Below are 24,368 nucleotides of genomic sequence, written 5' to 3'. Positions count from 1 at the left end.
TTTTTGGATTCTGGTATCGAATAAGTTATAGAAAAAGCAATTTTTGCGGAAGGTAGAGGGCGATTGCATGTTAGAAAATATTACATTAATTAACCAGAACCATGACTTAAAGGGCAAAGTTATTGAATTTAAAGATGAGCTTATGCTTGTCCAGATTGAAGAGGAGCACCAGGTTAAAACTACGGAATATATACTTGCTTTGTATAAAGGCAAACAGATTGAAGCGAAGGTCATTGTTGTAAAGCCAGGTGAAATTGGTTTGTTTATCCCTTTGCTGCCGGTTGATTATTTCAATGATCGCAGAAATTTTCCGAGGCTCAAGGTCGATTTCCCTGCTGTTGTCATCCAGGAAACCTTAGAATCTACAGGGCTTTTAGAGAGGATTATTCATGTTAGGGTTCACGATGTGAGCCATAGAGGCTTTAGCTTTTCGGTGGAGAGCGGCGATGAAATCAAACTAGAGTGGGCCTCTAGACTCATCCTGCAATCGGAGCAGTTGCCTATTTTATGCGACATCATTGTGAATAATCATGCAGGGCAAAGCGAGTCGGTCCGTTATGGAGCGAGCATCCAATTTATGAGTACTACGAATGTGCGTATGCTCTATGAGTTCATATTTTCAAGGCGAATGTAGCCAGAGGTAACTAGATGAAAGGGTAATTATAGGTCGCTGCTTCTTTATGGGTTGATTTCCCGTGAACGTTTCTTTACAATAGGGAGAAAAGCATATTAGGGAGTTGGCAGATCAATGAATTGCAAGATTTCGCGTAATGCAGCCAAAGTACTACTGGCAGAGCTAGAGAAGGAAGAAGATAAAGAGTTGAAGGTTCGCATTTATATTACACATAGCCATGGTGACCATGCCCATTACGGTATGGGGATGGATAAGCCGACTGACGATGATATAGTCGTAAGCACTGATAAAGGAATCGATGTCATCTTGAAAAAGGACGAGCCTTTACTGGATGGCATTCGTATCGATTATTTTTATACACCTGAGGAAGGGTTTGCGGTAACGAACCCAGGCAAAGGCAACCACGGCGACCATTAACTGTCGCTGCTGGGAAACGAGAGGGTAGGGAAGTTATGGCGAATGATATTCGCGTCTGTGATAAATGCAAGCACATGAAAATGAAAACAGCCGTTTCTAAGCTTCAGAAGCTAGCGCCCGAGGCTGACATTAAGGTAGCTTGTAAGTCTTATTGTGGACCTTGCTCACGGTTTGCCTTCATTTATATTAATGGACGTTATGTGACAGGGGCTACTGAGGACGAAGCTATAGAAAAAGCAAAAAAATATGTGAAATAAAGACCTAAATAGAGCATTTTGCTAAAAGCAAAATGCTCTATTTTTTGATAAATTTTTACAAAATAGTTCTTTATACCCGTATTCTTTGACTAATTGAGTCTTTAGATTCATTTATTAAGATGCTTCTATCTTATATGCTGAAGTTGTCGAATTTTTGTTGCTCATGTCTCGATAATAGCAAAGCAAGCGAAAGCTTGTGACGCAAAGCTATAGGGGCCTCCGGTGCATGCTTGTATGATGTACTCCGCCAGCCAGTTGCCGAAGGTACTGTGATGCGCATAAACTGCGACTCCTGGCCGGATGATCAGGGGTCTATTTTTGTTATAAACACGAAAGTATTTTTGTCGAGCAATCTTCGGCCCGATGCTTTTCTAATAGATTTATTTATCAAATAGACGTGAGTAGACTTAAGGGGTGGAGTGGGGAATGAAGGAAGATCGGAATATGATGATGAAAAAAGGATTTTACTCCAAGGTAGGTACAGATATGATCGGCATTTATTTATCAAGTGATGGACCCAAAATGTTTATTAACCGCGAAGTATTTGAACTGAAAACTCCATGCTGGGATGTAGAGATGGTCATGGGGAAAAGCGGGATCTTGATTACGTTTTACTGGCGTGGTGAAGTGAAATTGTCAATTCGTTGTGAACCGGATAACGAACTATTCGTAAGCCTATACCATTATTTGAGCTGCCGTACGAGCGAGAGGCGTTTTGCTTAAAATGCGCTATTGTCTGTGATCCTATGATTGTTTATAATATGAAATAGAACATGTATAGTTCAACAGAACTATTTAGGGGGATCAGCAATGCGCTTAATTACACGCTCGGATTTTGACGGTTTGGTATGTGCGATGTTATTTAAAAAACTTGGCATGATTGATGAAATGAAATTTGTACATCCGAAGGATATGCAAGATGGATTAATTGAAGTGGGCGGAAATGATATTTTGGCAAATGTTCCTTATGTACCCGGCTGCGGCTTATGGTTTGACCACCATTCCAGTGAGCTTGAGCGTACAGGTCCCAATATTGAATTTAAAGGCGAAACACGAATTGCCCCGAGCGCTGCCCGTGTAGTCTATGATTATTACGGAGGCAAGGAAAGGTTTGGAGATATCGATAACATTATGGAAGGCGTAGATAAAGCTGACGCTGCCCAATTTTCCGCAGATGATATTTTAAATCCTAAAGGCTGGGACTTATTATCCTTTATTATGGATGCCCGTACCGGACTAGGGCGTTACCGCGATTATTCCATCAGTAATTATCAGCTAATGGAGGATTTGGTCGACCATTGTGCAACAATGACAGTAGATGAAATTATGGTGCTGCCGGATGTTGTGGAACGGACAAAACGTTATTTCGAGCTGGATGCTGACTATAAAGCGATGCTTAAACAACATACATATGCAGATGGCAATGTGATTGTCACGGATCTGCGCAATGTCGAAACCATTTACCCAGGCAATCGTTTTATGGTGTACGCGTTATATCCAGAGCAAAACATCTCCATCTGGATCGTTGACGGACGAAACAAGCAAAACTGTGTATTCGCATGCGGACACAGCATTATTAACCGCACCTCACAAACCAATGTAGGCGCGTTAATGCTACAAAATGGCGGCGGCGGACATAAAGCGGCTGGAACCTGCCAAGTGCCTTATGATGATGCAGGCAAAGTATTGCATGAGCTTGTGGAAACGATGAAGCAAAACGGGTAATGGAAGCCCATGGCGCAATGAGGCGATGAACGTTAGTCCTCCTACTTTGAACGGAATGCGCTGTAAAAAAGAACCTCCCCACCCACTTCAATCGTGGATAAGGAGGTTCTTTGACTAACCACGGCTGGAACCCCTTAACAGATCCTTGCCAACACACAATCTCGATCCTCTCTTCAGCCAATAATCATTTTGCCTTCTGGGTAATGAAAGAGCTCCTTTTTATTTTTAGGCTGCAGGGCATAGGCCATTGTAACAGGTCCCAGCCTCCCGATAAACATCATCAGGATAATTACGATTTTGCCAGTAATGGTCAGCTGCAGGGTAAGCCCCATACTGAGCCCAACCGTTCCAAAGGCGGAGGCAGCCTCGAATAAAATCATTAAAAAGGAATGCTCTTGCGTGGCCAATAACAGCATCGTCACGATAAAAATCAGCAGCAAGGACATTAAGGTAACGGTGATCGCCCGATGTGTGTACTCTTGACCGAGACGAAAGCGAAATAACACGACATCCTCTTTTCTGCGCAGCATTGCTAGCACAGCACCAATCAGAATGGCAAAGGTCGTAATTTTGATTCCCCCGCCTGTAGACCCGGGAGCCGCGCCAATAAACATAAGCACGATCATGAAAAACTGTGTCGCTTGCCGCAGCCCAGCAATATCGACGGTATTGGTGCCCGACGAGCGCAAGCTGACCGATTGGAAAAAGGCTGCCAGTATTTTATCCGGCAAGCTTAAAGCGCCAAATGTATGCATATTGGTATACTCAAATATAAAAATAACAACGGCACCCAGGACGGTTAAAAAAGCTGTCAGGGACAAAACAATTTTGCTATGCAGCGATAGACGGCGTGTTTTCGAATAATCGATTAATTCAGAGAGCACGATAAAGCCCAAGCCTCCAAGAATAACCAGCACCATCGAAACCACATTGATAAAAATATCATCGACATAAAGGGTCATATTGCGAAAGCCGCCGAATAGCTCAAAACCCGCATTATTAAACAAGGAAACAGCATGAAACACGCCGAAATAAACGGCTTTGCCAAAGGGCATTTCAAAGGACCATCGGATCGTAAAGCATACAGCGGCTATGCTTTCAACAATTAAAGAGTATATAATGACATTTTTGATCAAACGTACGATGCCTTCAATGTTGGTTTGGTTTAACGATTCCTTAAGAACAAGCTTCTCGCGCAGGGAAATCCGTTTCCTGACTACAATGGCAAACCAGGTGGTCATTGTCATAAATCCGAGACCGCCCAGCTGCATCATGAACAACAGCACGATTTGCCCAAAATACGTAAAGTGGGTGCCTGTATCAACAACAATAAGCCCGGTCACACAGGTTGCAGAGGTTGCTGTAAATAAAGCATCGATATAGCTTAGGGTTCGTCCTTCCACTGAAGAAATAGGCAGCCAAAGCAGGAAGGAGCCAAGAAAAATGATCACAGCAAAGCCCAAAGCGAGCGTTTGCTGCGGATTTAGCCTAATGGGCTTCCATGGGAAGTTCAACACAATCACCTCACGAAAAAATCCCTGATGTTAAGCATCAGGGCTATCTTGTCCTTTGTTTTCCCGTCTTGGGCCGTAAAGGCCGCCTGGTGCAAAGTATTGGAACAGGTTGCATTCGATTCGGCCATTGTACAGCTTGCGTTTCTTATCGGCTGGCCTGCCCATGTAATGCTCGACCTGCTTATTCGGATTCAGAATAAAGCTGGACCATGTCGGCAGGTGCAAGGTCATGATGCCGAGGTCGCGCAATACCTTATCGACCTCGTTTTTGTCGCCCAAACGCTCGCCATAGGGCGGGTTGGTAATGACGCAGCCGTAGTCACCCTTCGGCTGTGCCCTCGCCACAGGCAGCACCTGAAAGCGCAGCTCACGCGCGAGCCCTGCCGCCTTGGCGGCGGCCAGTGCGACATCGATGACTCCGCTATCGATGTCGGAACCGATGATCTCAAGCGGCACATCGTCCCGCACGAGATCATAAGCTTCGTCCCGTGCCTCGTCCCAGAGGGACGCGGGCACGCTCGGCCACGCCTCGGCGGCGAAGGAACGCCGCTGGCCGGGCGCGATGTTCCACCCGATCATCGCAGCCTCGATCGGGATCGTCCCCGACCCGCAGAACGGGTCGTACAGCGGGCGGTCGACCCGCCAGCGGCTGAGCAGGACGATGGCCGCGGCCATCGTTTCCTTCAGCGGCGCATCGACGCCCAGCATCTTGCGGTAGCCGCGTTTATGCAGGCTTGCGCCTGTGGTGTCAATCGTCAGCGTTGCGATGTCGTTAAGAAGGGAAACCTCCATCACATAGCGTGGGCCTGTTTCATCAAACCATTCGCGATGGTAGCTTTGCTTCAGGCTTTCGACAACCGCTTTTTTCACGATGCCTTGGCAGGCAGGCACGCTTGTAAGCTGAGACTTGTAGGAGCGCCCCTCAGCAGGGAATTCGGCATCCTCGGGTATCCAGTCCGACCATGGCAAGGCTTTGGTGCCTTCAAATAACTCATCAAACGTCTTCGCCTCGAATTGCCCCATCTTGATCAGCACCCGGTCAGCGGTTCTTAGCCATAGGTTGGCGCGGCATATGGCGAGCTCATCGCCTACAAAAGTAACTCTGCCGTTTTCTACAGTTGCTTTTTCGTATCCCAAATCCCGTATTTCGCGAGCTAAAATAGCCTCTAAGCCCATCGGGCAGGTTGCTATTAATTGTATTTCTGACATCTTGCACACTCCAGTTGAAGTATTATTGGAAAAGCCATACAATACATATAAAACGTATACTTTCTGATATTATAGGTGAAATGGCTCGTTTATACAATGTTATGGAGGAATGAGAATATGACACAGCCCTCGGCTGAGCAGTATGTAGAGTCTTTATTAACACGTGATGAGCAATTGGAGCAGGTCAAAGCAGGCATTCGCAGCCGCAATATGCCCGAGATTTCCATCGCGCCCGGCTATGGGAAGCTGTTGACGCTTCTTGTTAAAATGACCGGAGCTAAGCGGATATTGGAAATAGGGGCGCTGGGCGGCTATAGCGGCATTTGCTTGACTCGCGGCTTGGGGGACGGAGGCAAGCTTATATCGCTTGAGCTCAAGCAGGAATACGCCGATGTAGCCCACCAGCATTTGATCAATGCAGGCTTAGGGGATAAGGTCGAATACCGAATCGGAGAAGCGCTGCCTCATTTACAGCAGCTGGAGGACGAAGGACAGAAATTCGATGCCTTCTTCATTGATGCGGATAAAGGGAATTATCCGAATTATTTGGAGTTCGCGATCCGGCTCGCTAATCCGGGAGCGATCATCCTAGGCGACAATGCGCTGATGCATGGCCGTGCGATGGATGAGAAGCAGCAAGGCAACGCTGTAACCAAGATGCGCCAGTTTAATGCCAGTATGGCAAGCGATCCGCGTCTGGAGGGCGTGATATTGCCGGCTTATGACGGCCTGGCGATTGCGAGAGTCCGTTAGGATTTTTACGTTAGGTTTGGGCTTGATTTCGGCTTGGGCTCAGGTTCGGCGTTCGGCTTCGGGTTCGGGGCTGGGCGCCTTATTTATTAATGTTTTGCGAACCCATAACGCGTTGGCCAACAGCATCATACAGGACATAATGAAAATACCGCGTATGCCAATCACCCCGGATAAAGCCCCGCCCGTAATCGGTCCCATCATATTGCCGAGGCTCAGAGCGCTTGAATTAAACCCGTAGGCACGGCTTTCCATGCCTTTTGGCGTGAAGTTGCTGATCAAGGTTTGCACAGATGGAAGCATGCCGCCCATAAACAGGCCCAGCATAAAGCGTACAGCCAATAGCTGCCATATATTCGTCACCAGCGCTTGCGGAATATAGCATAAACCCGCGCCGATCAAGCACACGGCGAGGATTCTAACCGGTCCGATCCGGTCGCTTAGCCTGCCCAGCAAAGGGGAAGCAAACAGATTCGATAACCCGGTTACCGAGCCGACAAGCCCGGCATAAAAAGCAAGCATCTCACCTTTGCCATGCAGATCCTGGACAAAGAGCGGGATTAAGGGCATCGCCGCCAGCATGGAAAATTGCATGACAAAGGTTACACCGTATAAGGCGGGCAGCTCCTTTACCTTCATCAATACGCGAAAGCCTTGGACGATCGTAATATTCGTCTTTGCTTTAGCCGCAGCAAGGTCAAATTTCTCATGTACGAGAAATAAGGCAACCATAGAAGCGAGGAACAGGAGTGTTCCCGTCACATAAAAAATCGAGCGGAAGCCCAGCCATTCGGCCATTAGCCCGCCAATAAACGGTCCGAGGATAGAGCCTGCGATCCCACCGGATTGCAGGATGCCCATGGCAAAGCCTTTTTTCTCAGGTGGTGTATTGGTGGAAACCAAGGCAACAGCAGCAGGCGCAAAGCCGGAGATGACTCCGTTTAATATACGGAGTAACAGCAATTGTAAGGGACTTTGGGCGAAGCCCATAAGCGTCATAATGACCGCCATACCAAAGGCTGAACGCAGCAGCATGACCTTGCGGCCATACCTGTCGGAGAGCCTCCCCCACAGCGGCTGGAAAAAAAACGCCGTAACAAAATTACCAGCAAATATAAAGCCGGCCCATAAAGCGACTTGATGGGGGTCGGTCACACCTAATTCCTGAATGTATAAAGGCAAAAAGGGCATGACCATCGTCATTGCGCTCATAACCAGAAATTGCCCAATACTTAGGACGATCAAATTGATTTTCCAACGAGCCACAACCGTTCTCCTCTTTTCTATCACATTTATAGAGCTTATTGTTCCAATCCACTGCGCATCTCTAAACAAAAACGTTCAAGATTGGGCAGGTTCATCTGCTCGGCAATCTGAATTAATTTTTCTACATCGTAGGGTACCCGAACCATAGCAACTGAGAATGCACTCGGCAAGCTGCTATCAGGCTTTCCTTCAAGAATCACATAGCTTGCTTGCGCAATGCCATCATAAGGCGCACCAACACTTCCTGTATTAAAAAGCAATAGCCCTTGCTTGTCCTTGTTTTTGAGCATTTGTACATAGGGGACATGAATATCACCATAGCCCACTGCATCTATATTTTTGTCTGCATAAGGTTTAAGCGATAGCCAGGTTTTTTCTGTATGCTCGAACATTTGCCGCTTTTCTTTCTTGGAAGCACTGCGGTTAACGCGATGGTATACGCTTTGAGGAGACGCGTGTAGGAAACGGAGCCATTTGCCGCTCATTTGCAGATCGAAAGAAAAGGGCAGCTCCTCCAAGTATTGCAGCCTTTCAGCACCTAGGCGTTCTTGCTGCCACCGAACCGCCTCATTGTCAGCAGGCAGATTGATTTTATGTTCCCAATTACCCAGCAGTGAGACCTCGCAGATTTCACGTATAAGATCTACACACTCCGCAGGCTGTGGACCTCTCCCGATGATATCACCCAAGCTAATTATTCTAGTGATTCGCCGTTTGCGGATATCTTTTTTAACAGCCTCTAAGGCTGTGAGGTTTCCGTGGATATCGGAGATAACGGCTATTTTTGCCAAGTAGGATCACTCCTTCTAGTTTGCCTAGCAAAGCTGGACATGTAAGCTTATAGCTTTACGACTTCCATTATAAGCCTTTTAAATGAAAAGAGACACACAAGTGTGAAGCGTCTCTGATAAAAGTTGAACCGAGTCGAACCGATTAGAATAACAAATTAACTATTGAGTTACTGTTTGAGGGTGAGATGTAGCGTTGAAATGAGAGAAACGATATAATAGCAAATGTTGGTTAACTTTGGCAACTGTTATTTGTATGAGTTTTTTTGTGAGTTTTGATTCATGCTTCTAGCTCATAAATTTGGTATACTAGCAGGGTATTTGTAATTGTAAGAGCACCGAACCAACTACATAAAGGAGAAGGTCATTATAGAATCTCGAGCTATCAAACATCGTGACGTTAATAAAATTAGACGAAATACATGGATCACACTCGGCATATTAGGTTTTCTTACGATAGCTTCATTTAGTTATTTATTATTTTGGTTGTTTGGAAAAGACGAGGAGAAAGCCTCCACTATTCCGCCAGCAGCTGTTATCGCTCAGGAGGGAGTAGCCGGAAATACGGCTAAAGGGAGTATAGACAAGCCCGGAGCTACTTCAGGAGCTAACGGAGCAGTAGGAGTTAATGCCTCAGGAGCCGATGCAGGAGCAGCTACAGGTGATGGGTCGAGTGCTGTGGGCACGAATAGCCCAGCAGGCAGTAGTCAAGTGGCTGGAAATGGGAATGCCGTATCGCTAAACGGAAGTGCTGCCGCCAACAATGGCAGTGTGATTCCGAACATCAAGCTTACTTTTGTCGGAGATGTGATGTTTGCCGGCAATGTCGAAGAGCTTTTGAAAAAAAATGGCTGGGATTATCCATACCGGTATATGAAGGAGTATTTGGATAAAGCCGATATTACAGTCGCCAATCTAGAAACACCGATCTCAACGAGGGGAGCTGCGCAAACTAAAGAGTACGTATATCGTTCATCAGCGGCAGCGCTGCCGGCTCTCAAGGATGCAGGTATAGATCTCGTGAACACGGCCAATAACCATATTTTGGATTTTGGAGTTGAAGCATTGCGAGATACGATGGAAGCAATAGATAAAGTGGATATTAAAAGGGTAGGAACCGGCAACAACATCGATGAGGCCTACAAGCCTGTCATTATGGAGAAAAATGGGATCAAGGTCGCATTTCTTGGCTTCAGCCGAAATGTACCCGATACTAGCTGGTTTGCTGGCAAGCAAAAGCCGGGTGTAGCTGAAACCTATACAACGAAGCTGCCTTTGGAAGCAATCACCAAAGCACGCGAAGAAGCTGATCTGGTTGTAGTCATCGCCCACTGGGGTATTGAAAGGCAGGATGTACCCGCTAAGGAGCAGACGGACCTTGCCCATAAATATATTGACCAAGGTGCCGATCTGGTTGTTGCCAGCCATCCACATGTATTACAGGGCTTTGAGCAGTACAAAGGCAAGTGGATTGCCTACAGCCTGGGAAATTTCATATTTACTACAAATGCAGAGCCGGCTACCTGGGAGACGATGGTGCTAGATGCCGTATGCACGAAGGAGCGTAAGTGTGACTTGCAGATGCTGCCTGTGCTAACCAAAGGTGCCCAGCCAGTTCGCATGCCGGAAGCGGAGGGCACGAAGCTGATGGACAGAATGACAAGGATATCCTTTAATGCACTCGTTGATAAGGATGGCAAGGTGCTTTCGGCTCCAGCTAAGCAGCCTGTATCCGAGGTGCCCGCGGTCAAAGCGCCCGCAGCCACCACGAATAAGCCAGCGGAGAAAAAAGCAGGGGATGGAGCTGCAACCCAGCCTGTTAAGCCTTCAACCTCAAAGGAGAAGCCTGAATCGACAACGACACAGCCAAAACCATCAACGCAGCAGCAAAAACAGCAACAGCAATAAGAGTAACAAAAGCTGGACTATTCAGAAAATCAAAATAGAGGAAGAGGCGAGTTAAATCGCCTTTTCCTCTATTTTTGTCAACTAAATCCGCATCCTACTCAGCTGTTTCCCTTATCTTCTTATTAGTAGTAAATTAGTTTTACAAACCGAAGGCCTTCGCAATAAGCCTGTACGAATGAATACGCGCATCGAAGTTATGAGTAGGGGTGACCACGAGCAATTCATCGGTTTGGTATAGCTCGCTAATTTCAAGCAGCTTCTCCTTCACCTGGTCGGGAGACCCGACAATTCGGCGCTGGCGGCGTCCGCGGATTCGCAGCAGGTCAGCTTCCGTATAAGGATAGTCCATCGCGGTTTCAACCGATGGAAATGAATCCAGCTGGAGCCCAAGCTCCAGCCGCAGAAAAAACAAGTCCGTGCTGGTAGCCAGTATATTGGCCTCTTCCTCGGTGTCAGCACAAATCGCAAGCACTGCCGCAATTGCTTGCGGCTGCTCATTTAAGATCGAGGGCTGGAAGTGCTCCCGATAATAACGGATCGCGTCTTCGCCGCCGGGTACCCCAAAAAACTGTGCAAACGCAAAAGCAGCTCCATGCTTGGCGGCAATTTTTGCGCTTTCATCGCTAGAGCCTAGAAGCCACAGCTCCGGTGCCGTTGAGATCGAGGGCGACGCCTTTAAATAAGCGAAAGGATGCTCGTCAGGCATCGTTTCGTACAAATAAGCTGTGATATCCCTCACTTGCTGAGGATATTGGTTAATATCAACAAACTTGTTCTCCTGCAGGGCTCGGGTTGCAAGCGGCATGCCACCAGGGGCACGGCCCAACCCAAGGTCAATCCGTCCCGGATGGAGCGCTTCAAGCAGACGGAAGTTTTCCGCTACTTTATATGCGCTGTAATGGGGCAGCATGATGCCACCCGAGCCTAATCTTATCCGCTTGGTTGAAGCGGCAAGATGGGCGATCAGCACCTCCGGGCTGGAATGTGCAAGCGCTTTGGAGGCATGGTGCTCGGATACCCAATATCGCGAGTATCCGAGCTTATCAGCCTCTTGCGCCATCTGGGTCGTTTCTCGTAAAGCATCTGCCGCTGTCCGTCCTTCACTGATGTGGGATTGATCCAATATTCCAAGCTTTAGCATAACGATCACCTCTTACAACGACTGTAACAAACTTCATCGTTAAGGTCAAAGCACACATGCTGCGCAACGGGGGGTGCGACCGGCATCAAGCGTCATACCTTACACTGTGACGCACACCGCATACTCACACTTACACCGCACCTCGCGGCTCATGCTCGTCAAACAAGCGTTACCCCTTCCGGTAACATCAGCGTCGTTTGCCCGTCCCGGTATTCGAACCGAATCGTTCCGGTAGGCACCTCGAAGCAAAGCTCCAGCCAATCCAAGGAATCCGGCAGCCGCGGATGAAAGGATACCTGCTTCCAGCCCGGCACAGCGGGCTTTAGCCCGATAATCTCCTCGATCATTAGCGGGATCGGTGCACTTGCCCACGGATGGCATAGGCTGGTATTCCATTTCAACTTCTTCGACCACGCTTCAAAGCAGGTTGTCGCTCCTTCTTTAACCATATTGCCCCAAGAATGCAGATCCTCTGAGCGGATCAGGTCGTAAACAAGGGTATGCTCGCCAGCGGCGGCCAAGCCTTTTAAAAGAAAATAAGACATATATACCCCGCAGCTTAAACGTTTTTGCCGCAAAAAATCAACGACATAATCGCGCTCCGCCCGCTCAACTAAGCCAAACAATAATGCTAGCGCATTGCCATGCAGCGAGGAATGCTCTGAGCCTTCGGCATCAACAAATAGCTTCGTTTGTTCATCCAGGAAAACTTGGCGGAACGAGCTTTTCAAGCTGTCCAGCGAAGCCCTGCTTTCGCCTTCAAGCTTAAGAATTTCGCGGATCTCGGCGACGGCTATCCGTGCACCATAATAAAAAGCGTTCACCACATTATGACAGCCTTCACCTACGGGTCTGGTTAGTGGGAAATCATAGCCATCCCGCATGCCCTCAGGCCAGTCAACGAGATTCCATTTACCGGCTACATGGGCAAGCAGGCCATCTTCGCGTTGGTACTGCACAAAATGCTGTAGCATCTGTTCAGCAACTGGAGCCATCTCACGTAGAAATGCTTCATCCCCGCTTTGTTTGTAATATTCCAGCAGCTGTATCGGCCATTGGAAGGAAAAATCAGCGATTTCCTGCATAAAGTGTCCTGGAGCAACTGCCATAATGCCGGAGCATACCCGCGAGGACAGCAAAGCAAAATCTACCAGTGACTTGCGGAACAATCGTAAGTCCCCAGATGCATAAGCATGGGCATGTGTAATGATCGTATTATCACCTAAGTATTGCCCTTTTTCCCTGGAGGGGCAGTCCACATAGTTTTCCTGGGAGCCAAACTGCACCCCATTTTTGCAAATCTCCCAAATCGAATTCAGCATCGAATCGGAGGAATTGAATTGGCTGATAGCCGGGTCTAATGGATAATGCCTTACAATGGCCGCAAAGCTGCTTGTATCCAGCTCCAGCGTCAACTCCAGCCCCAGCTCTATGCTAGGCTCCGGAATCACCTCCACATAACGAAAAGCCTTATAATCATAAAACTCAAGCTCATCCTCAGCACCGCTCAAGGTCCATTTTTCCTGGTAGGTGCAATTGCACCTCATTTCATAACGAACCCGCCCGTCATCCTGCAGCTCTTCGCCGCAACGAATTTCGATCACCTGTCCCGGCTTGCCTTGAGCCCTCATTTGGAACTGTCCGGTCAATTCCCCGCCAAAATCAAGCAAGTATCCGCCGTCCGCAAGCGTTTGGATCATTTTCGGTTGAATCGTGTACACCTGAAGCGGTGGAGTTGGCTGCAGCAAAAGCTCGTGGTCATCTGTCGTATGAACCGTTGCAGGAGTCCATGCGTGGTCATTATAGCCAATAAGCTTCCAGCCTTTTGGTTGGAGGCGATTATCGATATTTTCGAGGTATTGCGTATCATAGCCAATAATTCCGGCACTGCTATAGGCGCCGTTACGCATTACCTTCCAATGCTGGTCGGTTTTTTCCACCACTTGTCCATCCACGCTAATCTCAGCTATTAAGCCCTGACGGTAATCTGCGCTATTGTAGGCCCGGCAAATTAAGCCCTGGTAATAAACATGAACAGCGATAGTGTTCTCGCCCGCTTGCAAAAATGCTGAAATTTCAAACCGGTTATAAAAATAATGAAAGTAATTGCCTTGGGCGGGTCCTTGTCCTACGAACTTGCCATTAATGTAAACTTTATAGTAATCGTCTGCTGAAATATCCAAAAAGGCATCCGTGATGCCACCGCTGAGCACAAAAGATTTTCTGGCCAGCATATGTAAGTTTTTCAGATCTTCCTTGTGCTCGAATTGTTTAGGCTCCATTTCCTTATGGAACAAATTGATCGGCTCCAGGCCTTTAAACGCGTCATCCATAATCCAGTTGGCTACCCATTGCTTTTCCATATTCGTGCTCCTTTACTATTTTCAAAATATTGAGATTCTTCGTTTGGCCTCATTCTACTTCATCTTAAGAAATGGGAGGGGATATTACTTGGCATAATAACCGAAATACTTGGACAATATTCCGCCGCTGTAGCGTTCAGGCTAGAATTGAGGTAAAAGTAAGTCTTGTGATGAAGGAGCCGCTCATCTAAAATAAGGATCAGTAGATTAGAGGGGAGCGTATCCTACATAATGCTGTACCCAAAGGAAAAATACTTGGAGAGCGAGGCGTTTCCTTTCGCGGCTTTCCCTTATCCAACATTGCCTGAGAGGCCGCTGACCCCTCATACGCATGATTTTATAGAGCTTGTTTATGTAGCTGACGGCCGTGGCGAGCATCTTTATAAAGGACATTCCTTTCCTGTTTCAAAAGGGGATATTTTCGTTATTCCGCCAGGTGTGGAGCATGATTATCGGGTGATCGGCAGCGCTCCGTTAAAGGTTTATAATATCCTTTTTGTTCCTTCCTTTTTGGATGCGGAGCTGCAAGCGTTATCAAAAGTGTCATCTTTTGTGAATTTTTTTTATGTGGAGCCTTTTCTCAGGCAAAAAACGGATTTTGAATCCCATCTCAAATTATCATTTCTGGAAGCAAAGGAAGTGCAGCTACGTTTGGAGCGGATTATCGAGGAATTTGACCGCAAGGCGCTTGGTTACCGGATTTCGATAAAAGCGCTGCTGATTGAATTGCTGGTGTGGTTGAGCCGCTGTTACGATGAACGTTTGGTGCAGCTCCAGTTTCGCCCTGATGACGCCTCGATTCGGGAGCTATGTGAATTTTTGGCGTTTCATTATGCGGAGCCGTTTCACTTGGAGGATGTGTGCCAGATGTGCGGGATGAGTAAAACCAGCTTTACGAGCAAATTTAAGCAAACGATCGGCAAAACCTTTACGGAATACCGCAATGAGGTTCGTATTCATGCTTCATTAAAATGGTTGCGGGAAACCGATGAGCAAATCATACGCGTCGCGGAGCTTGTAGGTGTGGGTGACCTCAGCTATTACAATAAACTGTTTAAGCAGTTTATCGGGATGCCCCCCAGAGAGTTTCGCAAAAAATATCGCAGCAGCCCGTAGTTGCCCCCTTTTTTACTGAATAAAAGCGATAATCACAGGCAGGATGAGAAAAGAGGCAAGCGTTGTCCAAAGGATGCAGCGGGCGACGAATTGGGGGGATGCGTCGAATTGCTCTGCCAGCATAACGGCATTGACCGCGGCAGGCATGGAAGCGAGGATGAGCAGCACCGAGAATAAAATCCCATCAATCTGCAACACGTTTAAGATAAGTAAGGCCAGCAGGGGGGCAAGCAGCAGCCGGATCGAGATGCCTGTCCAGAGTGCTTTTTGTAGTCCAGGCTTCCATTTTGCTGACTGGGCGTTCATCATTTGGGCACCCAAGACGACTAAAACGACTGGAGCGTAAGCGCTTGCCATCATAGCAATACCTTTGTTTAAACCGCTTGGAACCGTAATCTGCAGCACTCGAGCAAGAATAGCCAATGCCGCTGCATATATAGATGGAAGGGTTAGGATCGATCTGATCGCCTGCTTCACGGAAAAATGGGATCTAGCCGCAAAATACACACCAACCGTGTTTACAATAAACATTTGCCCGATTACATAGACAGAGGCTTTCTCTAGCCCAAGCTGTCCAAAAGCAAGCAAGACCAGCGGCAGCCCGTAGTTTACGCTGTTCGTGAACGTGGCCACCATCGTCAGGCCTGCCCGCTCGGCAGATTGAAGCTTCAGCGTCCGGCCCAGCACACTTGCCGCCCCCCACAACAGCAGCAGATTGATCAGGCTAAACGCGAACGTTTTATAAACATCGTCAAAGGACAGCTGCGCTTTGGTCAAGGTATCGAAGATCAGAGCAGGGCTGAGCACATAAAGCGAAAGCGTAGATATCGGCTTCGTATCAATCCCGCGATACCGCCTCAGCAGCATCCCGCCGATTACGGGCAACGAGATCGGAAGGAATACTTGATATATAGTTGAAATAAACGATTGCAGCATATGCAGGAATCCCTTCAGCTTGATAATGTGCTTTTAGTGTACGCTTCGAGCTTGGGGCTGTCTAAGATATAATTCCTATATATGTAATAGGTATATTGTATCAACAAAGCTTTGCTGGTAAAGGACTGGTTTGGTCGAAGTAACGGACAGTTTTGTGATCAATAAAAATATCCTTAGCCCTGTTGATAAAGGACTAAGGATACTGGTTAAATTAACATCATGCATTAATGTTCAGGAATTTCTCCACGGTTGCTTCCGATTTCTTTTGCTCCAGCCATGTTGCTGATAGCTCTACTGCTTTTTCATCTGACAGCTTTTTAGTAATCTCTTCTTTTTTCTCCTCTAACGATGGCGTATAGGCATCTTTATGATCTGCTACGGTTATAATGTCATACCCACTGTCGGTCTGTACCGCATCGCTTATTTGACCAGCCTTTAAGGCAAATACAGCATCTTCAAAAACTGGTTCCATACTACCGCGCATCACATAACCCAGATCGCCTCCCTTGTCCTTGCTTTCAGTATCCAATGATTTCGCTTGTGCTATGGCTGCAAAATCGGCACCATTTTTCAGATCCGCCACGATTGCATCTGCTTCTTCCTTGGTAGCGACCGATATTCGGGAGGCTTTTACCTGTTCCGGAATCTTCAGGGCTTCAAGGTTGCCATCATAATATGTTTTAATATCATCATCGGAAATCGTGATTTGAGGCTTCATAATTTTGTTTAGCAAAACGTCGCTTTTGATGCTATTCTTCAAATTATCCAAAGTCATCCCATATTGGGAGAGCGCTTGTTGAAATTCCTCTTCTGAAGGAAATGAGCTTTTGATTATTGCAATTTGATCATTAATATCAGTTTCTGTAATTTGAATCCCTGTCTTTTCACTTTCCTGTTTGATTAGCTCGTCAGTAATCATCGTATCAAGCATCTGCTCCCCGCTGCTGGCAAGCATAACATCATAAAGCTGATTGGTGCTCAGACTGACACCATTGACCTTTGCGACCGTTTCGCCGTTTTTCTGACCTGGTGGAAACCATATGATATAAGCGATAAGGCATATCATCAAGAAAGCAGATACCACTATCCACTTACGATTTGTAACCTGTGTATTCATTATTATTTCTCCCTTCGTGTCCTGTAAGATTTGACGTTCTGGAACCCATTATGGACGCGAAAATTGAAATTCAGATGAATAGAACCTGAAAATTAAATGAATACTTAATTTGGATGAAAAAAAACCGACCTTTTGCAAATATGGTGCTGGAAGCTATAATGTTGTTCAAATTCTTGACACAAAGCTGTCGACAGGTTATTACAACATTTGCAAAATTTCTGTATTATAATGCTTTTTGTCGGCTTATTGAGCATAGGAATGGAGATAATTTTTGAATGGAACTAATTCTAATGGATAAAATTGAAACATTGCGTAATCAAATGGTTCAAGAAGCACTAGATCAAGGGCAATTGACCAATGAAAAAGTAGTGACACTCAGTCAAAAATTGGACAGGTATATCGTTTTTTATCAGAGGTTAAAAAAGCGATCCCACTATTAGATTATAATTTCTTAAGGGCTTAATGCGGGCGGGTACTCTAATTTAAACGCTTCCAGCGAGTCGAATTTTACAGTTTCAAAGACGATCTTGGCAGGCACTTTCTCCGTAGCATCTTTAAGAATATGACCGTAAAATTTTCCGTCTTTCTCAAATACACACATTGTGCGGTTTGCTTCGTTCAACAATGGATAACGATCAATAATCATAGGTTACTCCGCCTTCCTTGTTCTCCAATAATTAAGACTGTAGAAATGGTGAAATGATTCGCAGCTTATGTATTATCTTATGTATGTAATAATAACTTCGCCATTACCCATTTATTTCCTCCTAGCGTTGCATTCTATCCTATATACAAGGAATTATTTGAGTATTGTCGCGCGGTATCTTATAATGTGAGACGTGAGCATATGTCGAAAAGTCAGCAAAGGACGTGTTAATATGGAATTGATTCATAACATTTATTGTGTTGGGCGCAATTATGGCCTGCATGCCGCTGAGCTAGGAAATGATATCCCCGAAGAACCGATGATCTTCATTAAACCGACTCACGCTCTCGTTCCAATCCATGGGCAAACGATAGAACTTCCGGGAGATCGTGGAGAAGTGCATTTCGAGGCAGAGCTTGTGCTACATGTGGGGAGCAATTACAAGCCGGGCATGAAGGTTGACCATTTGATCGATACGATGTCGCTTGGGATTGATTTTACTTTACGCGACGTGCAGTCGGTCATTAAGAAAAAAGGCCAGCCCTGGCTGCCTGCCAAAGGCTTTTTGAATTCTGCGGCGTTGACGGTATTTCGTCCGTTTAATGGCTACGAAGCGATCCGCAATACGGAATTTGCCCTCAATATTAATGGCAAGGAAGCGCAGCGCGGCAACATTAACGACATGATTTTTGACCTGCAGGTCATTGTAGATTATATCGGCAAGCATTATGGATTAGGCAAAGGTGATATTATTTATACAGGCACACCTGCAGGGGTGGGAGCCGTTCATGCCGGAGATAAGTTTGAGTTAATATGGGGAACAGAAACCGTCGGAGAGTTTACAACCGCTTTATCTTAATTCATCCCTTAAGCCTAATATGCACCAAATAAAAAGGAGGACCGCTAGGCGGTTCCTCCTTTGTCCTTTTCAGCTAGTGCCACATCCGAGTATTGCTCACGAATCTTCAAGATCGTCGGTAATTGCTTCATAAAAGCATCCACAACCTGCGGGTCAAAATGCTCGCCACGTTCCTCCTTGAACAGGTTAAGAATACGGTCCAATTCCCAGGCCTGCTTGTATACCCTCTCACTGCCTAAAGCATCGAACACATCTGCTATTGCCGTGATGCGTCCATATATATGGATGTCGTCGCCCTTTAGCTTCTGGGGATAGCCATGCCCGTTCCATTTTTCATGGTGCTGGTGCGCGACAATAGCCGCTGTTTTCAAGATGCGCCGGGTTGAATTTTTCAATAGTCCGTAGCCAATATCCGTATGTGATTTCATAATATCGAATTCTTCGTCGGTTAATTTGCCTGGCTTCTTCAATACGGAGTCGGGGATAGCTACCTTGCCAATATCATGCATCGGCGAGGCGATTTTCAGCAGATCGGCTTCTTCTTGCTCCATGCCTAATCCAATCGCAATCAAATAGGAATATTCGGCTACCCGTTTCACATGATTGCCGGTTTCCTTGGAGCGGCTTTCACCGATCTCACCCATTGTAAAAATAATTTCCTTCTGCGTTTCTTCAATTTCGTTGGACAAAAGCGCAGATTCCAGCGACTTACCCGCATAAGATGCAGCCAATGTCAGATGCTCCAAATCCTTTTGCGAAAATTGCTCCTGTTCCGTCAGCTTATTGACAGCTTGATACGCCCCCATAATTTCTCCTTCATTATTTCGGAAGGGGATGACCATCAGCGCTTTGGTACGGTAGCCCGTTTTGAGATCCATCGCAATGGCGCCGCTTTCCAATACATCCTTGAGCTCAATATTTTCGTAGGCATCATCTATAAAAATCGGAATTCCGTTGGTAATGGAATAGCCAACCAATCCAGCATCACTGGGCAGTCTGAGTGGAGGAACGCCATGTGCTACGGTAGAATACAACTCATTTCGTTGTTTATCCAGCAGCCAAACTGTGCAGCGATCCGAAACGATCATTTCCCGTCCCATATCGGCCATTAGCATAATCAAATGGTCTAATCTTCGCTCATTAGCGATTTTTGCTGCATACTCAAAGATGACCCGAAGCAATTGTTCCGGTTCGAGATCCTTCTTGAGCTTGGGTGTCCCAAACTGATGAGCTTCCTGCACGGGATTTCCTCCTTTGGGGGAATTACATGTTTCCAACTATTAAAATCATATTATAATGATATAGTTCTGTAAATAAGTTATTGTAGAAATAGGTCGAAATCGCGAGAAGGAGCTTAATAATGGCTAGTTGGATCATCGGTTTGGTATGTAGCGCAATCATTGCAGCAGCGGCATGGCGCAAAAGGTCGCTATCTAACTCAGGAGCAATCGCAGCCATTATTGTCGGAAGCGTATTGTATGCGCTCGGCGGCTTGCCGTGGTATGGAACGTTACTGTTATTTTTTATTTCATCCTCACTCTTAACCAAATGGAAGCATAAGCGCAAAGCGGATGTGGAGAGCAGCTATGCCAAATCAGGCCGGAGAGATGCCGGACAGGTAGCAGCTAACGGGGGAATAGGTGTATTGCTGTGTATAGGAAATAGCCTATGGCCGGATCCCCTTTGGTGGGTTGCCTATATAGGTATTATGGCTGCGGTAAATGCAGATACGTGGGCAACGGAAATTGGTGGCTTAAGCAGGGCTGAGCCACGCTCCATCGTAAGTGGACGCAGGGTGCCTGCTGGTACCTCTGGAGGTATAACGCGCATGGGCCTTACGGCATCTTTATGTGGCGGCATGGCTATAGGGGGTGCAGGATGGCTCTTTACGTACTGGGGAGCGCCGGAAGGTGGATCAGTGGTATATGCTGGTTCGGTTACGGTAACCGCTGTAATGGGGTTTGCAGGCATGCTGCTGATGGGTGCTTTTGCCGGTATGGCAGGCTCTTTGTCCGATTCTTGGCTGGGAGCGGTATGGCAGGTGATGTATCGCTGTCCGGTATGCGGCAAGGAAATCGAGAAAAACCGCCATTGCCAGGACCAGCAAGCGGTTCGTATTCGTGGAGCATCATTCATGACGAACGATGCTGTCAATTTATTAAGCTCCTTGGTGGGCGGGGGCGTAAGCTTAGCCTTCATCCAGTTATTTATATAAAAGCAAGTGGTCAATCCGCGTGTAGTCAAAAGCGTATCATCTGGTGTTACTCGTGTTTATGTGAATAGGCTTTACTTAGTACCCAAATTAATAAGCCCAGCATGCCGGCAATAATAATAAAAGCTCCAACCAAAATCCCAGTAACCACAGAAATACCCTCCTTTTTTATACTATTGTTATTGTACAATAAGCAGGAATTGAGAAACTGGGCTATTTGTGTCAAAAAAAAGAAACCCGTATTCCACACCAGCTGCATGTGATGCAGGAGGGAGGAAGCGGGGTTTCTTTTTATAATGGGAAAATCGTCTTAAGGTAAAGTGATCGATTTTAAATCGTTCATCGACGTGATATCTGTTGCCTTTAATACTTGCTCGGAAGCCGTGTAAAGGGTATTCCCGATGTAGAGAATACGCTTTACAAAGCTATTTCCATTGTAAGCCACCTGTCCGGATTTCAAGTAATCCGTTTCCGATAAATGGGTGATCTTGCCTTTAAGCTTAAACCCATTAACTAAATCGACATTGTAGACAAAGGCGCCTTGGAAAGTGAAAGTACCGTAGCTGGTCACACTGTTTGCTGGAGCTTTAGTGCTTGAACTTGAATTGGAGCTTTGGGAGGTTTTCGTTTCCATTAAAGTAACAGGGAATGCGAGCATATTTTTTTCTTTAGAGAAGAGCAGCGCTTTATGGTTACGCAGCAGCTCAGAATCGGTTCCACGGTCGCCAATGCTTTCAGCGAATAGCTCCTTCGGGTTCGTAACATCGCTAACATCGAACATGGCCATCTTCATGCCCTGGTAATAAGCGCTGGTTTGTTGGACACCATTAGCGCTGCTACCGCTTGACACCTCGACTGCATCTTTACCGAAGCCAATCAAATGGTTTTCATCATAAGGGTGCAAGTAGTTGCTGTAGCCAGGGATTTTCAGCTTGCCCAAAATTTTTGGAGCCTGTGGCTCCTGCAGGTCGATAACAAACAGCGGATCGACGGTTTTGAAGGTAACCATATAAGCGCGGTTGCCAGCATAACGAACCGAATAAATCTGCTCACCTGGGGCGATATCGTCAATTTGGCCAACAACACTCATCGCTTCGTTTAACACATACATATGGTTTTTTGAGGTGAAATCATCGCTTCCACCTACGAAGCCAGTTGTAGTGGCTATGCGGAAGTTGCCATTATGCTCATCCATTGCGAACTGGTTGATGGTTCGACCAGGCACTTTACCGCGCCCCGTATAACGAATGGTTCCTTGGTCCATCGCGAATTTATAAATAACACTGTTCGTTTCACCTGAAATTGTCATGATCCGCATCTTCAGGTTCGCTCCTGCTGGCTCCTCAGTAGGCTGGTTGACAATCGGTGAATATTCATTGGTAGTAACATACAAATGACCTTGCGAGGCATACACTTGTTGGCCGGAGCCGAGATAGCTGGATACATGAACCTTTTGCTCCGGCTGATTAATGTTGAAGCCGGCGATTATCAAATAATTCGGCTGCACCGAATTCGGGAAGTAGCGGATATCCTCAAAGCCGATACTGGTGAAGGCGTCGCCCGCTGCTGAGTCTTTATAGGATGGCATAGCGCCTATCATCGCAGCTTCTTTATCTGCCTGTGTCACGTCGCCACGCAGCATCGGATACACATTAAATCCTTTATTGGACACTAGGTAAAGGGAGGCCCCAACCTTGCGGGAGGAGACATAATTGCCATCAAGCTCGACTTCGCGCAGCTTTTTTACTTGCGTGCGATCGCCAAGCTCATAAACGATCGCTTTGGTCGTTTGCTTGGAAACCACGATTGGCATAACAGCGATTCTTGTACTTTCAGGCGGTATGGGCATCACAGAAGGAGACATTGCCGGTGAAGCTGTAGCCGATGAAGGCTGCGGGCTAGGAGCAACCTGTTTATCCATCGGAACAACCTTATCCGAATTTCTATAGGATGTGGTTCCTATTACAACCATATGGTTATCGTCGATATAAAGCTCTTTGGCCCGAAAATTGGTGTCTTCGAAGGTTAAAGTTTGAGTTACCTTCAATTGGTCAGCAGGATATGCTGCGGCAATAATGATCCGGTTGCGGTTCACCTGATAAATATAACCGCCATCTGTTTTAATGATGTCAGCCTCATCGACACCTTCAACCTGCACGTTGGTGCCCGAGTATCCAGGGCTTGCAGCTGTTGGGCTGGATGCTGCTGTGCTAGCCGGAGCTGCCGCTGCTGAAGGTGCGCTTGCGGATGCACTTTCTTTCATCGCGGATTGGTCAGTTACGGTAATGCCGCTCTTGAGTTTTACTGTGCTATCATCAACTACGGAGCCACCGCCACCACCACCCGTCGTTGCGTATTCCTTGAACAGCTCTTGCAGGTTCTGCAACGAGCCTACGGTAGGCAAGCTTTTGTCAGCATCCACGATGGCAACCGACTTATTCATGCCGTCCCAATAGACATTGAAATCAAAGGACTCGCTAAAAAACCGAAGAGGCACGAATAACTTGCTGTCTTGCAAACGCGGGGCTGCTTCCAGCTTGACTGCTGCATCTCCCCGTGAGGCTTGAACACTATCGATCGTTAACGTAATTTTGCGATCGCCTTTAGAGGCCTTGGTGGATTGGGCAGTGCCATCCCAATCAACGGCTACGCCCAAAGATTCCGATAAATCGCGTAAAGGAACCATCAGCGTGTTATCGATCAATAAAGGCATGGAGCTGAAGGTAACGGTTTGTCCATTTACACTGAGTCCGATATCGGAGCCGGTCTCCGTCGCGGCGGATGGTGCGGAAGCACCAAACGAAAAAACAGTAAATGCCAATAAACATACCAAAGTCAAAGCTTTTTTCATCTTGAATTCCTCCCCCAATCAATTTCGTTCAATGGCTTGCTCAATCTTCTAACGAAGGAGATAGCCAATATGTTCCAGATTGCAGAAATAAATTACACAACAAAAAACCGTCCTTTGCATAGGAACGGCCGTAATCAATCCTTTTAAGTGAAGCCCTAATATTCAATTGCCTTCTGCACAAAAGCACCTATGACAAATTCGAGGTAGAAGGAGGGTCTGAAGCTGGGAAGTCTGGAGAGGCCGTAGCAGCCGGCACCATCGTTTGCGGCATGGCATGCGACATTTGGGCTTCATTCAGCTGTTTTTCAAGCTGCTTAATCGTTTTCTTTAATTTGTATTGCTTGCTCATGCCAATGGAGCCAATAATTAAGCCTCCAAGCAAAGTAGAGCTCAAAATAATAACGATCAAAGGCAACTGCATATCAACAAAAAGCAGATGAACCTGTACAGGCTCGACATTGATAGCAGCAAAAATAGCGGTAAGCAAGCCGAAAAATAAAGTGCTAATAAAAATCCATTGCGTCTTCATTGCTATCCCCCTTAAAGTTTGCGGAGCAAACTGTCTTCGAAAGCATCTGCTTTAAAGTTTGCGGAGCAACTGGCTTCGTCCATATAAGCAACAAGGCTGCGAACATGGGAAGATGTTTGCAGCCTATTGC

At 46.6% G+C, this 24,368-nt stretch carries 23 protein-coding genes and 1 riboswitch; of the genes, 11 read left to right on the top strand and 12 right to left on the bottom strand.

Annotated features, from left to right (window positions below; translation table 11 throughout):
• Positions 1 to 67 precede the first annotated feature (67 nt).
• From G9U52_RS15865 to G9U52_RS15845, 5 genes are all read left to right on the top strand, one after another.
• Entirely contained in the window at positions 68 to 634 is a 567-nt protein-coding gene (locus G9U52_RS15865) for a PilZ domain-containing protein (RefSeq protein WP_166151244.1), read from the top strand.
• A 114-nt stretch (positions 635 to 748) separates the two neighbouring features.
• Positions 749 to 1,051 (top strand): iron-sulfur cluster assembly accessory protein, encoded by a 303-nt coding sequence (locus tag G9U52_RS15860; RefSeq protein WP_166151242.1) that lies wholly within the window; start codon positions 749 to 751, stop codon positions 1,049 to 1,051.
• Positions 1,052 to 1,086: 35 nt separating this feature from the next.
• Entirely contained in the window at positions 1,087 to 1,308 is a 222-nt protein-coding gene (locus G9U52_RS15855; protein ID WP_166151240.1) for a YuzB family protein, read from the top strand.
• Between the two features lie 166 nt (positions 1,309 to 1,474).
• A riboswitch (cyclic di-GMP riboswitch) is annotated at positions 1,475 to 1,571 on the top strand.
• 163 nt (positions 1,572 to 1,734) lie between these two features.
• Positions 1,735 to 2,031: a hypothetical protein gene (locus tag G9U52_RS15850; RefSeq protein ID WP_166151238.1), complete on the top strand. Its 297-nt coding sequence runs from the start codon at positions 1,735 to 1,737 to the stop codon at positions 2,029 to 2,031.
• Positions 2,032 to 2,118: 87 nt separating this feature from the next.
• Entirely contained in the window at positions 2,119 to 3,033 is a 915-nt protein-coding gene (locus G9U52_RS15845; RefSeq protein ID WP_166151236.1) for an exopolyphosphatase, read from the top strand.
• Positions 3,034 to 3,206: 173 nt separating this feature from the next.
• Here the strand turns inward: G9U52_RS15845 and G9U52_RS15840 are convergent, their stop codons facing one another.
• On the bottom strand, positions 3,207 to 4,553 hold the full coding sequence (locus G9U52_RS15840) for a TrkH family potassium uptake protein (RefSeq protein ID WP_446430481.1): 1,347 nt from the start codon (positions 4,551 to 4,553) through the stop codon (positions 3,207 to 3,209).
• A gap of 24 nt (positions 4,554 to 4,577) precedes the next feature.
• Positions 4,578 to 5,756, bottom strand: coding sequence for a THUMP domain-containing class I SAM-dependent RNA methyltransferase (locus G9U52_RS15835; protein WP_166151200.1), 1,179 nt, complete (start codon positions 5,754 to 5,756; stop codon positions 4,578 to 4,580).
• Positions 5,757 to 5,873: 117 nt separating this feature from the next.
• Between G9U52_RS15835 and G9U52_RS15830 the strand changes: the two genes are divergently transcribed.
• A complete protein-coding gene (locus tag G9U52_RS15830; RefSeq protein ID WP_166151198.1) occupies positions 5,874 to 6,509 on the top strand; it encodes an O-methyltransferase in 636 nt (211 codons plus the stop codon).
• 39 nt (positions 6,510 to 6,548) lie between these two features.
• Here the strand turns inward: G9U52_RS15830 and G9U52_RS15825 are convergent, their stop codons facing one another.
• Both G9U52_RS15825 and G9U52_RS15820 read right to left on the bottom strand, forming a co-directional pair.
• Positions 6,549 to 7,772, bottom strand: coding sequence for an MFS transporter (locus tag G9U52_RS15825; protein ID WP_166151195.1), 1,224 nt, complete (start codon positions 7,770 to 7,772; stop codon positions 6,549 to 6,551).
• A gap of 35 nt (positions 7,773 to 7,807) precedes the next feature.
• A complete protein-coding gene (locus tag G9U52_RS15820) occupies positions 7,808 to 8,563 on the bottom strand; it encodes a metallophosphoesterase family protein (RefSeq protein ID WP_166151193.1) in 756 nt (251 codons plus the stop codon).
• A gap of 483 nt (positions 8,564 to 9,046) precedes the next feature.
• On the opposite strand from G9U52_RS15820, the gene G9U52_RS15815 reads away from it, so the two are divergent.
• Positions 9,047 to 10,468, top strand: coding sequence for a CapA family protein (locus G9U52_RS15815; protein WP_243767365.1), 1,422 nt, complete (start codon positions 9,047 to 9,049; stop codon positions 10,466 to 10,468).
• A 139-nt stretch (positions 10,469 to 10,607) separates the two neighbouring features.
• Here G9U52_RS15815 and G9U52_RS15810 read toward each other — a convergent pair whose 3' ends face one another.
• On the bottom strand, positions 10,608 to 11,609 hold the full coding sequence (locus G9U52_RS15810; RefSeq protein ID WP_166151190.1) for an LLM class flavin-dependent oxidoreductase: 1,002 nt from the start codon (positions 11,607 to 11,609) through the stop codon (positions 10,608 to 10,610).
• A 158-nt stretch (positions 11,610 to 11,767) separates the two neighbouring features.
• The gene (locus tag G9U52_RS15805) at positions 11,768 to 13,972 is read right to left on the bottom strand and encodes a family 78 glycoside hydrolase catalytic domain (RefSeq protein ID WP_166151188.1); all 2,205 of its coding nucleotides are present in this window, start codon (positions 13,970 to 13,972) and stop codon (positions 11,768 to 11,770) included.
• Positions 13,973 to 14,203: 231 nt separating this feature from the next.
• Between G9U52_RS15805 and G9U52_RS15800 the strand changes: the two genes are divergently transcribed.
• On the top strand, positions 14,204 to 15,088 hold the full coding sequence (locus G9U52_RS15800; RefSeq protein WP_166151185.1) for an AraC family transcriptional regulator: 885 nt from the start codon (positions 14,204 to 14,206) through the stop codon (positions 15,086 to 15,088).
• A 12-nt stretch (positions 15,089 to 15,100) separates the two neighbouring features.
• Here the strand turns inward: G9U52_RS15800 and G9U52_RS15795 are convergent, their stop codons facing one another.
• A complete protein-coding gene (locus tag G9U52_RS15795; RefSeq protein ID WP_166151183.1) occupies positions 15,101 to 16,024 on the bottom strand; it encodes an AEC family transporter in 924 nt (307 codons plus the stop codon).
• Between the two features lie 217 nt (positions 16,025 to 16,241).
• The gene (locus tag G9U52_RS15790; RefSeq protein WP_166151181.1) at positions 16,242 to 17,141 is read right to left on the bottom strand and encodes a peptidylprolyl isomerase; all 900 of its coding nucleotides are present in this window, start codon (positions 17,139 to 17,141) and stop codon (positions 16,242 to 16,244) included.
• A gap of 290 nt (positions 17,142 to 17,431) precedes the next feature.
• Between G9U52_RS15790 and G9U52_RS15785 the strand changes: the two genes are divergently transcribed.
• On the top strand, positions 17,432 to 17,581 hold the full coding sequence (locus G9U52_RS15785; RefSeq protein WP_207953013.1) for an aspartyl-phosphate phosphatase Spo0E family protein: 150 nt from the start codon (positions 17,432 to 17,434) through the stop codon (positions 17,579 to 17,581).
• 11 nt (positions 17,582 to 17,592) lie between these two features.
• On the opposite strand, the gene G9U52_RS15780 is transcribed toward G9U52_RS15785, so the two are convergent.
• A complete protein-coding gene (locus G9U52_RS15780; protein ID WP_207953012.1) occupies positions 17,593 to 17,787 on the bottom strand; it encodes a hypothetical protein in 195 nt (64 codons plus the stop codon).
• A 232-nt stretch (positions 17,788 to 18,019) separates the two neighbouring features.
• Here G9U52_RS15780 and G9U52_RS15775 point away from each other — a divergent pair, with 232 nt between their 5' ends.
• Positions 18,020 to 18,646: a fumarylacetoacetate hydrolase family protein gene (locus tag G9U52_RS15775; protein WP_166151178.1), complete on the top strand. Its 627-nt coding sequence runs from the start codon at positions 18,020 to 18,022 to the stop codon at positions 18,644 to 18,646.
• Positions 18,647 to 18,690: 44 nt separating this feature from the next.
• Here the strand turns inward: G9U52_RS15775 and G9U52_RS15770 are convergent, their stop codons facing one another.
• Entirely contained in the window at positions 18,691 to 19,887 is a 1,197-nt protein-coding gene (locus G9U52_RS15770; protein WP_166151176.1) for an HD domain-containing phosphohydrolase, read from the bottom strand.
• 119 nt (positions 19,888 to 20,006) lie between these two features.
• On the opposite strand from G9U52_RS15770, the gene G9U52_RS15765 reads away from it, so the two are divergent.
• A complete protein-coding gene (locus G9U52_RS15765; protein WP_166151174.1) occupies positions 20,007 to 20,861 on the top strand; it encodes a DUF92 domain-containing protein in 855 nt (284 codons plus the stop codon).
• A 307-nt stretch (positions 20,862 to 21,168) separates the two neighbouring features.
• Here G9U52_RS15765 and G9U52_RS15760 read toward each other — a convergent pair whose 3' ends face one another.
• Positions 21,169 to 23,709 carry a beta-propeller domain-containing protein gene (locus G9U52_RS15760; RefSeq protein WP_166151172.1) on the bottom strand — a complete coding sequence of 847 codons (2,541 nt, stop codon included), beginning with the start codon at positions 23,707 to 23,709 and terminating at the stop codon, positions 21,169 to 21,171.
• A gap of 187 nt (positions 23,710 to 23,896) precedes the next feature.
• The gene (locus tag G9U52_RS15755; protein WP_166151170.1) at positions 23,897 to 24,238 is read right to left on the bottom strand and encodes a LapA family protein; all 342 of its coding nucleotides are present in this window, start codon (positions 24,236 to 24,238) and stop codon (positions 23,897 to 23,899) included.
• Positions 24,239 to 24,368 lie beyond the last annotated feature (130 nt).

The sequence above is a fragment of the Paenibacillus agricola genome, from assembly GCF_011440305.1.
Lineage (GTDB): Bacteria > Bacillota > Bacilli > Paenibacillales > NBRC-103111 > Paenibacillus_S > Paenibacillus_S agricola.
This window is presented reverse-complemented; position numbering and strand designations above follow the sequence as displayed.